Origin of the sequence: Nonlabens spongiae, assembly GCF_002117125.1 — a bacterium.
In the GTDB taxonomy this organism is placed as follows: domain Bacteria; phylum Bacteroidota; class Bacteroidia; order Flavobacteriales; family Flavobacteriaceae; genus Nonlabens; species Nonlabens spongiae.
On sequence record NZ_CP019344.1, the window covers coordinates 2,673,567 to 2,688,599 of the forward strand.

Here is a 15,033-nt window from a genome sequence, read left to right on the forward strand (position 1 = left end):
CGACATTAGACAAAAAATAAAAACATGAAAACAATAAATAAAACAATTTGCCTCATCTTGATGATGGTGATGGGCATGAGCTTACAAGCACAAAATAATAATAGAGATCTAGTCGAGGTTCAGGTAGATGGGCTAGGCTGTCCCTTCTGTGCCTATGGACTTGAGAAAAAGTTTAAAGAGTTCAAGGGTATCGATGACATTGCTATCGACATTGAGACTGGAGACTTCTCATTTACCTATCCCACGGAAAAAACGATCTCCATGAAAGCTGTTTTAGATCAAGTCATCAGAGCGGGTTATACCCCTAACGAAGCAAAAATCACGAGAGCAAACGGAGCAGTGGTTACTACAAAATCAGTTGAGGAATCTAAAACTATTGATATGGAAGAAGTTTCATTTTACGTGAATGGAACCTGTGGCATGTGTAAATCCAGAATAGAGAAAACCTTGCTGGGGCTGGATGGACTCGCAGTTGCTGAATGGGACAAGGAAAAGAAAGAGGTCACGGTTTTTCATGATCCCAAAAGACTCAGTGTTGAGCAAATGCAACAATCTCTACTTGCGGTAGGACATGACACAGACGATGATATGGCAACTGACAAGGCTTATAAAAACTTGCCACCGTGTTGTAAATATAAAAGAGAGGTAAAATGAAATATATACTTGTTATAGTAGCCTTGATTTTCTTGGGTTGTAAAGAAACTCAAGAGCAGTCGGTTACTCAAGATGTTGCTCCTGAATGGGAGTATTCACGCACGATTACTGTTGATGGGGTCAATCCCATAGGAATCACAACCTATGGAAACTCTTTTATTCTAAGCGATGGCGATCATAACAGAATTGTTTATGTAGATACTGCCGGCGCAATCCTTAGAGAAAGTGATGGTTTTGAGCGACCTATGCATATTGATTACGGTGCGTTTGCTGATCAAAAGTATCTTTTGATTCCTGAGTACGGGAAGGACAGCGTGGCACAGATGTACGGCAAGCAAAAGAACTATCTTGAGTTGAATGATTCTCTAGATGCGCCCGCCGCAGCAGCTATTTCTAAAGACCATATCGCGATCGCTGATTTTTATAATAATAGAATTTTAGTGAAGAGTAAGGATAGTCTGTGGAGTTTTGGAGTAGAGGGTAAGAATGATGGCGAATTCTATTACCCAACAGATGTTCAGATTTTTGGCGATCAAATTTTTGTTGCAGATGCCTATAATCATCGTGGGCAGGTTTTTGACCTTTATGGAAAACACCTAGCTACTTTTGCTGAAAACGACTCCTTAAATGCAGCTACAGGGATTTACAAATCAAAAGGTCAAATCGCTTTAACTGATTTTGAGAATGATCGAGTCATGATTTATTCAAATAATTTTCAGAAAAAGCAGGCTTTAAGTGAAAACGTCCATAAACCTACTGATGTGCTGATAATTGGGGACAGCTTACTCTATATAACAAATTATAGGAATGGCGAGTTAGTAGAGTATAGAATGCAAGAATAATTTTCTGAATTTATTTTCGCTTTCGCGAAAGCGGAATTATCAAAGGGCGGTATAGTTAAAGAGGCTATGCCGCCTTTTATTTTTCACGGTCGATAACGTAATCTACCATGAGTTGAAGAGAGCTCTTATACTCTGAATCGGGATAGGTATTCAAAATCTTGAGAGCCTCGTACTTGTACTCATACATCGACTTTACTGCGTAGTCTAGCCCACCGTTTTGCTTAACGTAGGCAATCACTTCCTTGACCCGTTTCTTGTCGCGATTGTGTTTTTTAATACTGTTGATGAGCCACCTTTTATTTTTATCATCTGCCGTGTTGATGGAGTGGATCAAGGGGAGCGTCATTTTTTGTTCCTTGATGTCAATTCCAGTGGGTTTCCCAATGCGCTCGTTACCATAATCAAACAAGTCGTCTTTGATTTGAAAAGCAATACCGATGAGTTCGCCAAATTTGCGCATTTTTTCCACATCCACACTTTCTGGAGCTACTGCGCACGCTCCTAAGCTACAGCATGCTGCTATGAGTGTAGCCGTTTTCATACGGATAATATCATAATAGACATCTTCTGTAATATCTAGACGTCTGGCCTTCTCGATTTGTAATAGCTCGCCTTCACTCATTTCACGTACGGCAACACTTATGATCTGCAGCAGGTCAAAATCTTTATTATCGATACTCAATAAGAGACCCTTTGAAAGCAAGTAGTCTCCTACCAGCACGGCAATCTTGTTTTTCCAGAGCGCATTAATAGAGAAGAAACCACGCCGCTTAAAGCTGTCATCTACTACGTCGTCATGAACAAGTGTTGCGGTGTGGATAAGCTCGATAACGGAGGCACCACGATATGTACGGTCATTTACCTGGCCTTTACCTATCATTTTAGCCACGAGAAATACAAACATGGGCCGCATTTGTTTTCCCTTCCTGTTAACGATAAAGTGAGTGATCCTATTAAGGAGCGGTATTTTGGACTGCATGGAAAGACTGAACTTTTGTTCAAAAAGTTCCATTTCATGCGCGATGGGCTGCTTGATCTGCTCCGTTACTTTCACGAGGTAAAGATAAGGCTGGTGTAAATATTAAACGATCAGAAAGCTAGAGTTATGTTTACTTACGCTTTTTCTAGTGGCTTAATTTAGATTTCAGATGATATTCTATGAATAACATTTTGATATGCCTAGGATTTGATTAACTTTAGCCGGATTTTAAAACAAAAATTATGAAAAAAATTACTTTGATTTTAGCTCTTTGCTCTTTTTCAATGAGCTTCGCACAAATTACCTTTAGCGAGGATTTCCAGGGTCTTGCTCCCGGTGATCCACTCCCTGCCGGTTGGGCGCTTTTTAATGTAGATGGCAATACAGCAAACGCTAATGTCAACCCTGCTTACTCAACTGATGCGTGGGTTGTGACTGCTGACCAAGATGATGCAAATGATATCACTATACAAAGCACAAGTTGGTATGATCCACCGGCAGCGTCTGATGACTGGGTTTTTACTCCAGCGATCACTCCTGTAGCTGGGGATGTCTTGAGTTGGACAGCGAGGGCTCAAGATCCTACTTTTCCTGATGGCTATGAGGTGTACGTTTCTACAGCTCAAACTACGGCAAGTGCCTTGGGAACCACTCCTATATTCTCTACTGCAGCTGAGAATCCTGCCAATACCACTCGGACGTTTGATATGACACCTTTCGTAGGACAAACAGTTTTCATCTCTTGGAGAAATATATCAAATGATCAGTTTTTGTTAGTGCTTGATGATATTTCAGTTAGAGTACCGCTTGTCGCAGATGCTACTCCTGTTGCCAGTAACATTCAATATTCACAGATTCCTCAAGCCCAAGGTTCTCCACAGGGAACTAGTGTTGAAGTATTCAATAATGGTGATACTCAAGTGACAAATGCTCAAGTTACACTTAACGTTATTGATCAGTCAACATCGACGACTGTCTACACAGAAACAACGGCAGCGCAAACCATCCCTGCGGAAAGTAGTGTAGTATTTACTCCTACTGGTTTCTTCCCGGCTGCAGAAGGGGATTACACTTATGAGTTCACTGCAACCATTGCAGAAACTGATGAGGTTCCTGGTAACGATACTTTGACCCAAACATTAACTGTAAGTGACGATATTTATGCGCGTGACAATAACACCATTGATGGTTCTCTAGGGGTAGGTGCTGGTACTGCTGGCGAATTTGGTCAGCAATTTGATATCACGACGGCGACGACTTTGACTTCTATTTCAGGTCTAATTCGCAATACAGATCTTTCGCGCGATGGAGTTGTAACAACATTCAATATTTACGATACTTTTTTAGGGGTGCCTAATGTCTTGATTGCAACAAGTGATCCTTTTACCATTAATGGTGCTGATGTGTTATATACAGCCGCCCTTCCAGCTCCTGGTCTGCCACTTGCTCCTGGAACTTATATCGCTGTCGTTGTTGAAGATACTGCGGTTGACAACATCACGGTAGGTACAAGTAACGAAGTTTTTACACCCGGAACGACTTGGGCGCAATTTACTGGTACACCATGGGGTAACAATGAAGATTTTGGTTTTGAGGTTAGTTATATCATAAGAGCTAACTTCAACAATGTCCTTTCAATTGATGAAAATGGTGATGCAGCTGAATTTAAAATATCACTTTACCCAAATCCCGTAAAGGATAGAATCTATATCAATAATTCTAACTCTGCTCGTCTGGATAGTTATAATATTTATGACACAACAGGTAAGCAACTGTTGAGCGGTGATTATACCGAGGCTCAAGGAATCAATGTTGAGAATCTTTCTTCTGGTATGTATCTAGTTCAGATCAAAGGTGAGTTCGGAGAATACTCACAGCAGTTTGTGAAAGAGTAGTATTTCAAATAAACAACTATATTGTGTAGTTCGAAGCCATCTCAATTGCGAGATGGCTTTTTTTTTGGAATTTATTGTTGAGTATACGCTTTCGCGAAAGCGAAACTTGTCAATTACTCTTTGTTAGCTAATTGTCCACATGCAGCATCGATATCCTTACCTCTGCTACGACGTACGTTTACAATAATATTGTTTTTCTCAAGTTGTCGCTCATACATATCGATTGACTTCTTTGAGGCTTGCTCAAAGCGAGGATCGTCAATAGAGTTATATTCTATGATATTGACCTTACAAGGGATCAGTTTGCAGAATTTTACGAGTTCATGAACATCTTCCTCGTTATCATTGATTCCTTTCCAGACCACGTACTCATAAGTAACCCGTGATCCAGTTTTTTCATACCAGTATTTAAGCGCCTCCTTAATATCAGTTAACGGAAATTGTTTGTTGAAAGGCATGATTTTCTCTCGCTTCTCATCTATGGCGCTGTGCAGAGATAAGGCAAGGTGAAACTTAGGCTCTTCATCAGCAAGTTTCTTGATCATTTTAGGCACTCCACTCGTAGATACGGTAATGCGCTTGGGAGACATATTTAAACCATCTGGGCTGGTGATTTTTTCAATAGACTTGATAACGTTGTTATAGTTCATGAGTGGTTCCCCCATTCCCATAAAAACGATGTTTGATAGCGGTCTGTTGTTGTACAACCTACTTTGCTGGTCTATTGCTACCACCTGATCAAAGATTTCATCAGGATTAAGGTTACGCATGCGCTTAAGTCTTGCAGTAGCACAAAATTCACAGTTCAAGCTACAGCCCACCTGAGAAGATACGCAGGCCGTAGATCGTGTGTCTGTAGGAATCATAACCGACTCTACGGTCAGGCCATCGTGCAGTTTCACGGCATTTTTAATGGTCCCATCTGTACTGCGTTGCATTTTGTCAACTCTTATGTGATTGATTACAAAATGCTCTTTCAGGAAGTCTCGCGTTTTCAAAGAAATATTTGTCATGTCTTCAAAATCATGAGCGCCTTTCTTCCACAGCCAGTCGTATACCTGATTGCCTCTAAATGCAGACTCTCCGTGAGATTTGAAAAATGACCTCAGTTCCTCTAGAGATAATGATCTTATATCTTTTTGCTTAAAATCCAAAAACTTACAAATGAAAAACGCTGCAAAACTAAGGTTTTACAGCGTTCTTTACTTTAATATAGATAAACTTATTCTTTAACCACCTTTAAAACAGTTGTAGCATTTTCTGCCGTGACTTTAATGAAGTAGATGCCGCTCGCATATTGTGATAAATTAATTGTGTTAGAGCCTGCAACGACTTCTGAGGACTTGATCATTTTTCCTGATAGGGTAAGAACACTGTATTTAGCGTTGCGATCAGTTTCAAGGTTTATGATTCCGCTTGTGGGGTTGGGAAACAATGAAATTTGAAATGGACTTTCAACGTCATCTACTCCAAGTGTGTTTTCAAAGCTTCCGTCTAAAGTTGTAGCACCACTATTATCAGGATCTAGCCATTCTCTTAGCCTTCTTGCAGAATTGAAACCCGAACTCCAACTGACACTCATTTTTCCATACCAGTCCTCTTGATTGTTATCATTTATTCCTGAACAAGCTGCTCCACCACCCAGTAATTGACCTACAATCCGACCTTGTGGATCTATGAGACAACTACCACTACTACCACCTTCAGTAACTCCATAATCCCAGTTGGCCACCCTCCAGCATTGAATACCAGATACAGTTATGGATGAGACAGTGCGGTCATATCGACTCAGTTTCATAATATCCCCAGATGGATGATGCATCCCTAATTGAGAACTTGAGGGTACAGGGGAATTGTTCCAGCCTGCATAATAAAGATTCCAGCTAGAAGGTGGAGTTTGATTAAGCTCGAATAGTGCTACGTCACTAGCATATCGATTTGCCCTCAAAGTCATTCCAGAGACAATCCTTGAGGAAAAGGTCGGTCCTTGAGTATTAGAAAAAGTTGCACAGTCAGGCGTGTTTGTGAACCAATCAAAACCGACAGCCCAATTATTACTAGGATAGTTAGAGCCAAATCCATCAGGAACATTACCTAAACAATGATTGGCTGTTAAAAAATAAGGAGTTCCATCTTCTCTTACGTTATTAACCAGCGTACCGGTACAGGATGTACTACCTCCGACTATTATAACTCCTACAGCATGTCTATAGTTATCGCGTACATTAGTCCAATCTACTCCATTAGTGCTTCCTAAGTTAGGATCACACATAACATCTACATTACAGGCTCCTGAATCATTCAAAGCCTTTTGATATTTAATTGTGGGATCAGCAAAAGGTTTATAGCCATGAACTACTTCACTTATAGAAATACGCCCTAAATTTTTGACGTCCTTAGGCTCGTAATATTCTAGCCAGACATTATCACCATGAACGACCCATGTTCCTAACACACCATCATCTTGATTTTCTTTAAATGTATAAGGCCCGATTTTACTGGAGCGATCATCAGAGTAAATATATAGCTCCCCACCTTCAGGCAAACTATATCTATTCATAAGGAAATTTAGAGATCTAGCTCCAGCAGAATAAATGTTTAGAGTCCATATCCGATCACCATTTTTTAATTCTGTCCACTTTCCTGAATTAAATAAGTTAAATGACACATCAATATTCTCTCCGAATTTGTAAGGCTTTTTAAATTCTTCAATAAGAGCTAGACTATCCTCTCGAATTAGTTTGGCTTCATCTACAAATGGCATTATTTCCGTCTCTTGTTCAAAAGAGATTCCTAAATCCCAGCTTTTTGGGTTCTTATCATCAGATACCTGAGCTGAAGTAAATAGTATGATATTTGTGAAAAATACAATTGTAAGTAAAAGTCTTAACTTCATAAGAGTAGTTTAAAATAAAAAGCCCCTAAATGTAAACATTTAGGGGCTTTTTATAACAGTTTCTAGTAATTAATATATAATTAGCATGGCGTCACCGTAAGTACTGAAATTGTACTCCTCCTTAATAGCGAGCTCATAGGCCTTTTTTAAGAGATCGTAACCAGCGAATGCCGCGGCTTGCATCATGAGAGTAGATTTAGGCGGATGGAAGTTTGTGATCATCGCATCTGCAATCGCAAATTCATAACTCGGGAAAATAAATTTATTAGTCCAGCCATCAAATGGATTCAAATGACCATCACTGCTTACACTACTTTCCATGGTTCTCATGGTGGTAGTTCCCACTACACAGATTTTCTTTTTGTTATCAATTGCCTTGTTGACTATGTCGCAAGTTTCTTGAGTGATAAAAGCTTGCTCGCTGTCCATTTTATGCTTACTGAGATCTTCTACTTCTACCGGAGCAAAAGTACCCAGACCTATATGCATGGTAACTGATGTGCGTTTTACTCCTTTAATCTCCATACGCTTAAGCAAATGTTTAGAGAAATGTAGACCTGCTATAGGAGCTGCCACAGCTCCTTCATTCTGAGCAAATATGGTTTGATAGCGTTCCTCATCATCTTCTTCAACATCACGGTCTAATTCTTTGGGAAGCGGTGTTTCACCAAGATCGTTGAGCGCCTTTCTGAATTCTTCATAGCTTCCATCGTATAAGAACCTTAAAGTCCTACCTCTCGAAGTGGTGTTATCGATAACTTCAGCTACGAGACTCTCATCTTCACCAAAATAGAGCTTGTTACCTATACGTATCTTACGAGCTGGATCTACAAGCACATCCCACAGCTTAGTTGTAGGGTTAAGTTCTCGTAAAAGAAACACCTCAATCCGGGCATTGGTTTTTTCTTTGTTACCATAAAGTCTCGCAGGGAAGACCTTAGTGTCATTCATCACAAAAACATCATCTTCCTCAAAGTAGTCTAAGACATCCTTGAACATTTTATGCTCAATTTCACCCGTCTTAGGGTGTAGCACCATAAGTTTTGACTCGTCTCTATTAAGTGGCGGATGTTTGGCAATGCGCTCCTCTGGAAGGTCAAAGCCGAACTGTGATAGTTTCATTCAGAATTATTTGAAATAAGCAGCAAAGATACAATTCTGAGATAGGGGTTGTCAAGTCTTTTCACGTTTTATATGACAGAAATCCCTACACCGTAGCATTTTAAGTCTTCCCAAAATGTAGGATAGCTCTTGGAAACGACACCCGCATCTTTGATAACAAGAGATGTCTTTGCACAAAGTGGAGCAAAGGCCATTGCCATCCTATGATCATGGAAAGTGTCAACTATGACATCTTTCTTGAAGCTTTTAGATCGATCATGACGCATTTTGATATCGTTGTGGCTTGTGGTGATCTCGTCCCGATAGCTATCGGGATTGCGAAAGCGGGAACCCACCATCTTCATTGCCTCAATACGGTCTGTTTCCTTGACTTTTAAAGTATGCAAACCTGTAAAATGAAGATCTATGCCAAGCCCCAGACAAGTGGCAAAAACTGTTTGTGCCTGATCAGGAATATCTGTGAAGTCCAGATTTAGTTGCTCTGGCAATATCTTTTCATACTTACGCAAATGCAACGTCGTACCTTCAAAATATGTGCGGACTCCAAAATGCTGATAGATCTCCACGATCTTTGAATCTCCTTGCAATGATGGATTTTTAAAGTGATTGAGTTTCATCTCAAAACCAGGCTCTTGCAACGCTGTCCAGCTGTACCAGTATCCTGCACTGCTCCAGTCAGATTCTACTGTGTATCGACCTGTAATTCTCGAGCTTTGCATTTGCACAGTGACAAATGTGGCATTTTTGTTTTCATTCCACCCTACCGAGACGCCCAGGTTTTCTAGAATCGCACAGGTCATCTTCAAATAGGGAACAGAGGTTAGGTTTTTGATCTCAAGCTGCAGGCCGTTTTCCAGAGAAGCACCTATAAGCAGGAGAGCCGTTAAAAATTGACTGGAAACGCTACCATCTATCTCAAGCTTTTCACTTTTTAATGATTGACCGTGAATTTTGAGAGGTGGAAATCCTTCCTTTTCAAGATAAGTAATTTGAGCTCCCAGTTTGTTGAGTGCTTCCACAAGAATGCCTATGGGACGTTGCTTCATGCGGTCACTGCCGGTCAAAATCACTTCTTTGCCTGGCTGTGCCGCAAAATATGCGGTACCAAATCGCATGGCAGTGCCTGCATGCCCTATGTCTAAAACCTTATTTTGACTATTTAATACTTTATCGAGATATTTTGTGTCGTCGCTTGTAGAAAGGTTTTCGATCTCTATAGATTCAAATAGTTTTTTAAGAATCAAAAGCCTATTGCTCTCACTTTTTGATCCACTTATGGTGAGTTGCTTGAGATCGTAGAGCTGCGCAGCTTGATGATCCAACTTTAAATCCATGAGCTACTTAAGTTTTTCATTGCTATGATGGCGATCGTGGTCTCTTTCTGTTTTGAGTTGCAGTTTTTTTGCAAATGCAGCTTCTAGATCAGTATCAGTTTGATTTGCCAGACACAATACTACAAACATAACATCTGCCAGCTCTTCTCCTAAGTCTTTCTGTTTATCGCTTTCCTTTTCGCTTTGCTCGCCATACCGGCGTGCAATGATTCTCGCTACCTCACCTACCTCCTCTGTTAGCTGGGCCATATTAGTCAGCTCATTAAAGTATCTAACGCCGTGGTTTTTGATCCAGTCGTCAACTTGTTTTTGGGATTCTTTCAGGCTCATTATTCTTTATCTTTTGAATCTATTACTATGGTGACCGGCCCATCATTGACCAATTCTACCTGCATGTCTGCTCCAAATACGCCTGTTTTTACTTTATTACCTGTTCCTGAAGATGTGGCTTCGTCATGGTCGCTGAGCGGAGTCGAAGTGCGCTTTCGCGAAAGCGTATCCACAAAAAGCTCATACAATGGTATCGCAACTTCTGGTCGTGCAGCTTTGATATAGCTGGGTCGGTTTCCCTTTTTGGTACTGGCGTGCAACGTGAATTGAGAAACGACTAGCGCCTCACCGTCTGTGTCTTTTATGGATAAATTCATTTTGCCCTCTGTATCGCTAAAGATCCTCATATTGACAACCTTGTTCACCAGCCAGTCTACATCTTCTGCTGTATCGTCGTGCGTGATTCCCAAGAGAATCAGCAATCCTTCTTGGATGGATGAAAATACATCACCATCGATAGAAACGCTAGCGCTTTTTACCCGTTGAATGACTAATCTCATAAATGCGCACGGTGTTTGTCGGCTCGGTAGTTCTCATCTTCATCGCTGATGAGCTGCAAGTAGCTTTCATAGCGGGAGTAGGCAATCTCACCGTTTTCAACGGCTTCTTTGACGGCACATTTAGGCTCTTCTAGATGAAGGCAGTTGTGGAATTTACAGTCTTGCTTTCGCTCAAAAATTTCTGGGAAATAATCACCCACTTCTTCTTTTTCCATGTCCACCACGCCAAAACCTTTTATTCCAGGTGTGTCGATCAATCGGGCATCAAAATCCAGATCAAACATCTCTGCAAAAGTCGTGGTATGCTGCCCCTGTTTATGCTGGTCGCTTATTTCTTTGGTTTTGAGATCGAGACCGGGTTGAACTGCATTAGCTAGCGTGCTTTTACCTGCACCACTATGACCACTGAACATACTGGTTTTACCGGTCATTTTCTCTTTGACCAGCTCAACGTTCTTACCAGTTGCAGCGCTTATTGCTATGCAATCGTAACCTATGTTTTTATACAGATGCATCATCACGCGCACGGCATCCAGCTCAGTCATTTGTGTAACTTCTTCTCCCGTCTCGGGATCAATCAAGATTTCGCTGGGTTCATCGTCATAAGTATCTACTTTATTGAAGACTAGAACCACGGGAATGTGATAGGCTTCTGCCGTTACTAGGAATCGATCGATAAATGAAGTAAACGTGGGCGGATTATTAATCGTAACCAATAAAAAAACCTGATCAATGTTTGCCGCAATGATGTGGGTCTGCTTAGAGAGATTGACTGATTTACGCACGATGTAGTTCTCTCGCTCCTCAATCTGACCTATAATTCCTATCTCCTCGTCACCTTTTTTCTCAAGCGAAAACTGGACCTTGTCGCCCACCGCAACGGGATTAGTGCTCTTGATACCTTTTAATCTGAATTTTCCCTTTATGCGACAGGAGTAGAAAACACCGTCAGCCCCCTTCACCTCATACCAGCTGCCTGTAGATCTGTAAACGGTTCCTGTCATAAAAGGATAAGAAATTTTGGTAAAGGTATTGCATTCTCCCTATTTCTTTGGATTCTGCGATCCATAGAATCATTTTTAAATTAATCTCAAACCTAAAGGAATACCGTATAGGTCGATTTATCTTTGCCGCCCATGGGTTTTACAAGAATTCTAGAACAGTTTGAGCAAATGCCTCAAACAAAGCGACTTTATGACTTAGTTTCTAATAATCAAGGTCTTAACGCGATTGCAGGTCTTCAGGGAAGTGCGCTTTCTACCGTGCTTTGCGCTGCTTTTAAAGAGGTGCATAAGCCATTTCTAATCATTGCAAATGATAAAGAAGAGGCAGCTTTTCATTTGAATGATCTGGAGCGCATGGTAGGCGAGGATCGCGTGCTGTTTTACCCGGGTAGCTACAGAAGACCCTATCAAATCGAGGAAACCGATAATGCCAATGTATTACTGCGTGCCGAGGTGCTCAATCGCATCAATTCCCGTAAAAAGCCAGCCATAATCGTTACATATCCAGACGCTCTTTTTGAGAAAGTAGTGACCCGCAAGGAACTGGAGAAAAACACACTCAAGATAAGTGTGGGCGATCAGATCAGTATTGATTTTGCAAACGAAGTACTTTTTGAGTACAAGTTCAAAAGGGTAGACTTTGTCACTGAACCAGGCGAGTTCTCATTGCGAGGCGGTATTCTGGATGTATATTCTTTCTCAAACGATGAACCCTACCGTATCGAGTTTTTTGGTAATGAGATTGACTCCATTAGAGTTTTTGATGTGGAGACGCAACTTTCCAAGGACCAAATCAAGAAAATTTCTATAATCCCAAATGTCGAACACAAAAAATCTGAAGAGTCTCGGCAGAGTTTCGTGAAATACATTTCCTCAAATACGGTAGTGTTTTCTACAAATTTAGAAATGATGTGGGGGCGTATGGATTCGCTTTTCGCGAAAGCGGAACAAGCATACAACAAGTTGCAAGGCGAAATACGACAGCTCACCCCAGCAGAGATCTTTGCTGATGCCAAGCTGCTGAAAACGCAATTAAAAGAATTCAACGTATTTGAATTTGTCAATGCAAACGGGTCTATAAACTATCAAACTGTACCACAACCCTCATTCAACAAACAATTTGATTTGCTGATCGAGAATCTTAAGGAAAATGAGGAGAAGGGGTATGAAAACTACATCTTTTGCAGTACCGATCAGCAGGCTAGGAGATTCAGGGATATTTTTACTGACATGGAAGCTCAGGTGGCTTACAAGACGGTCACAATGCCTTTGTACCGTGGTTTTATAAGCCATGATTTAAAAATCGCCTGCTATACAGATCATGAGATTTTCCAGCGCTATCATAAATTCCACCTCAAGAACGGCTACGCAAAAAAACAGGCTCTCACGCTCAAAGAACTCAACACACTCGAGATAGGGGATTTTGTCACCCACATAGATCACGGGATCGGAAAGTTTGGCGGATTGCAAAAAATCGACGTCAATGGTCAGAAGCAAGAGGCGATCAAATTGATTTATGGGGAGCGCGATATTCTATATGTAAGCATTCACTCACTGCATAAGATTACCCGTTATGCAGGGAAGGATTCCAAACCACCGAAGATTTACAAGCTGGGTAGTCCCGCGTGGAAAAAACTGAAGGCAAAAACCAAGAAAAAGGTCAAGGAGATTGCCTTTGATTTGATTCAGCTTTACGCGAAAAGACGTTCTCAAAAAGGATTTCAATACGCCCCAGACGGCTATTTGCAAGATGAACTGGAAGCGAGTTTTATCTATGAGGACACGCCTGACCAGAGTGCAGCAACAGAGGCCGTCAAAAAAGACATGGAAAGTGACCGTCCCATGGACCGGCTGGTGTGTGGCGACGTAGGTTTTGGTAAAACCGAGGTGGCGATACGTGCAGCGTTTAAAGCTGCGGTTAACGGGAAACAGGTTGCGGTACTCGTTCCTACTACCATTCTTGCTTTTCAGCACGCAAAGACTTTCAAAGAACGACTCGCAGATCTGCCTGTAAGAGTAGATTACCTCAACCGTTTCCGTACAGCAAAGGAGCGTCGTGGTGTACTTGAAGATCTTGAAAGCGGTAAAATTGATATTATCATCGGGACACACCAGCTGGTGAATAAATCGGTGAAGTTTAAGGATTTGGGACTGTTGATCATTGATGAGGAGCAAAAATTTGGGGTAGCTGTCAAGGATAAGCTCAAAACCTTGAGAGCAAACATTGATACGCTTACACTCACTGCGACTCCTATTCCTAGAACCCTACAGTTCTCGCTTATGGCAGCTCGGGATTTGAGTGTGATCAAAACACCGCCACCTAACCGTCATCCCGTGGAAACTAAAGTGGTGCGATTCAGCGAGGAAATCATAAGAGATGCGGTAAGCTATGAGATATCTCGAGGTGGCCAAGTCTTTTTCGTTCACAACCGTATTGAAAATATTAAAGAAGTGGCAGGCATGATCCAGCGATCGGTTCCAGAAGCAAAAATCGGTATCGGGCACGGGCAAATGGATGGGAAGAAACTGGAAGAGTTGATGCTTGCTTTTATCAACGGCGAGTTTGATGTTTTGGTTTCGACCACGATTATAGAAAGCGGCCTCGATGTTCCCAATGCCAATACCATCTTCATCAACAATGCTAATAACTTCGGACTCTCAGACCTACACCAGATGCGAGGTCGAGTAGGGCGTAGCAACAAAAAAGCATTCTGTTATTTCATTACGCCACCCTATGATGTGATGACCGATGAGGCCAGAAAACGTATTCAAGCGCTAGAAACCTTCTCAGAATTGGGTAGCGGATTCAATATTGCCATGAAAGATTTGGAAATACGTGGTAGTGGAGATATTCTGGGCGGTGAACAAAGCGGATTCATCAACGAAATCGGTTTTGATACCTATCAAAAAATCCTTGCCGAAGCCATCGACGAGCTCAAAGAAAACGAGTTTGCCGATCTCTACGAGCAAAAAGAAGATAAGCCCCACGTTACGGAGGTCAATATTGATAGTGATTTTGAACTCTTGTTCCCAGACGATTATATAAATTCGATTACCGAGCGACTCGCGTTGTATTCAAAATTAAATGAAATAGAGGACGAAAAAGGGCTGGAAGCTTACAGAAATGAACTGGAAGACCGTTTTGGCGAGCTACCCGACGAGGCCGAAGACTTACTGACCAGCGTGCGTATCAAGTGGCTGGCAACTTCCATAGGCTTAGAAAAAATCGTCATGAAACAAGGCCGCTTCATAGGCTATTTCGTGGCAGACCAGCAAAGCAAATTCTATCAGAGCGAGAGTTTCTCCCGAGTTTTAAAAGCTGTTCAAAACAATCCCGGCAAGCTCAAAATGAAAGAAAAACAAACCCGTGCCGGTTTGCGATTGCTACTCACTGCAGAAAATGTCAAGAACGTGGATCGGGTGTATGAGATTTTGAAGGTGGTGGCGCCGAAAAGCTCAGAGATGGAAAAAGCTTAA

At 41.5% G+C, this 15,033-nt stretch carries 12 protein-coding genes; 4 read left to right on the forward strand and 8 right to left on the reverse strand.

The features are described from left to right. Positions 1 to 24: 24 nt before the first annotated feature. Positions 25 to 654, forward strand: coding sequence for a heavy-metal-associated domain-containing protein (locus BST97_RS12265; RefSeq protein WP_085767516.1), 630 nt, complete (start codon positions 25 to 27; stop codon positions 652 to 654). Further along, positions 651 to 1,496, forward strand: a complete 846-nt coding sequence (locus BST97_RS12270; RefSeq protein WP_085767517.1) for an NHL repeat-containing protein — start codon at positions 651 to 653, stop codon at positions 1,494 to 1,496. Before BST97_RS12265 ends, BST97_RS12270 begins: the two co-directional genes overlap by 4 nt. Before the next feature lie 76 nt (positions 1,497 to 1,572). On the opposite strand, the gene BST97_RS12275 is transcribed toward BST97_RS12270, so the two are convergent. Further along, positions 1,573 to 2,550, reverse strand: coding sequence for a polyprenyl synthetase family protein (locus BST97_RS12275; protein WP_085767518.1), 978 nt, complete (start codon positions 2,548 to 2,550; stop codon positions 1,573 to 1,575). Between the two features lie 167 nt (positions 2,551 to 2,717). Between BST97_RS12275 and BST97_RS12280 the strand changes: the two genes are divergently transcribed. Beyond that, a complete protein-coding gene (locus tag BST97_RS12280; protein ID WP_085767519.1) occupies positions 2,718 to 4,370 on the forward strand; it encodes a T9SS-dependent choice-of-anchor J family protein in 1,653 nt (550 codons plus the stop codon). Positions 4,371 to 4,483: 113 nt separating this feature from the next. Here BST97_RS12280 and rlmN read toward each other — a convergent pair whose 3' ends face one another. The 7 genes from rlmN to rsgA form a co-directional block, all read right to left on the reverse strand. Continuing rightward, on the reverse strand, positions 4,484 to 5,524 hold the full coding sequence (gene rlmN, locus BST97_RS12285) for a 23S rRNA (adenine(2503)-C(2))-methyltransferase RlmN (protein ID WP_085767520.1): 1,041 nt from the start codon (positions 5,522 to 5,524) through the stop codon (positions 4,484 to 4,486). 68 nt (positions 5,525 to 5,592) lie between these two features. Further along, entirely contained in the window at positions 5,593 to 7,266 is a 1,674-nt protein-coding gene (locus BST97_RS12290; protein ID WP_085767521.1) for a T9SS type A sorting domain-containing protein, read from the reverse strand. Positions 7,267 to 7,335: 69 nt separating this feature from the next. Beyond that, a complete protein-coding gene (gene queA, locus BST97_RS12295; RefSeq protein ID WP_085767522.1) occupies positions 7,336 to 8,388 on the reverse strand; it encodes a tRNA preQ1(34) S-adenosylmethionine ribosyltransferase-isomerase QueA in 1,053 nt (350 codons plus the stop codon). 68 nt (positions 8,389 to 8,456) lie between these two features. After that, the gene (locus tag BST97_RS12300; protein ID WP_085767523.1) at positions 8,457 to 9,722 is read right to left on the reverse strand and encodes a 3-phosphoshikimate 1-carboxyvinyltransferase; all 1,266 of its coding nucleotides are present in this window, start codon (positions 9,720 to 9,722) and stop codon (positions 8,457 to 8,459) included. Between the two features lie 3 nt (positions 9,723 to 9,725). After that, a complete protein-coding gene (locus tag BST97_RS12305; protein ID WP_085767524.1) occupies positions 9,726 to 10,052 on the reverse strand; it encodes a nucleotide pyrophosphohydrolase in 327 nt (108 codons plus the stop codon). Continuing rightward, entirely contained in the window at positions 10,052 to 10,552 is a 501-nt protein-coding gene (gene dtd, locus BST97_RS12310; protein WP_085767525.1) for a D-aminoacyl-tRNA deacylase, read from the reverse strand. Before dtd ends, BST97_RS12305 begins: the two co-directional genes overlap by 1 nt. Continuing rightward, positions 10,549 to 11,556, reverse strand: coding sequence for a ribosome small subunit-dependent GTPase A (gene rsgA / locus BST97_RS12315; RefSeq protein WP_085767526.1), 1,008 nt, complete (start codon positions 11,554 to 11,556; stop codon positions 10,549 to 10,551). Before rsgA ends, dtd begins: the two co-directional genes overlap by 4 nt. A gap of 132 nt (positions 11,557 to 11,688) precedes the next feature. Here rsgA and mfd point away from each other — a divergent pair, with 132 nt between their 5' ends. Then, positions 11,689 to 15,033, forward strand: a complete 3,345-nt coding sequence (mfd, locus tag BST97_RS12320; RefSeq protein ID WP_085767527.1) for a transcription-repair coupling factor — start codon at positions 11,689 to 11,691, stop codon at positions 15,031 to 15,033.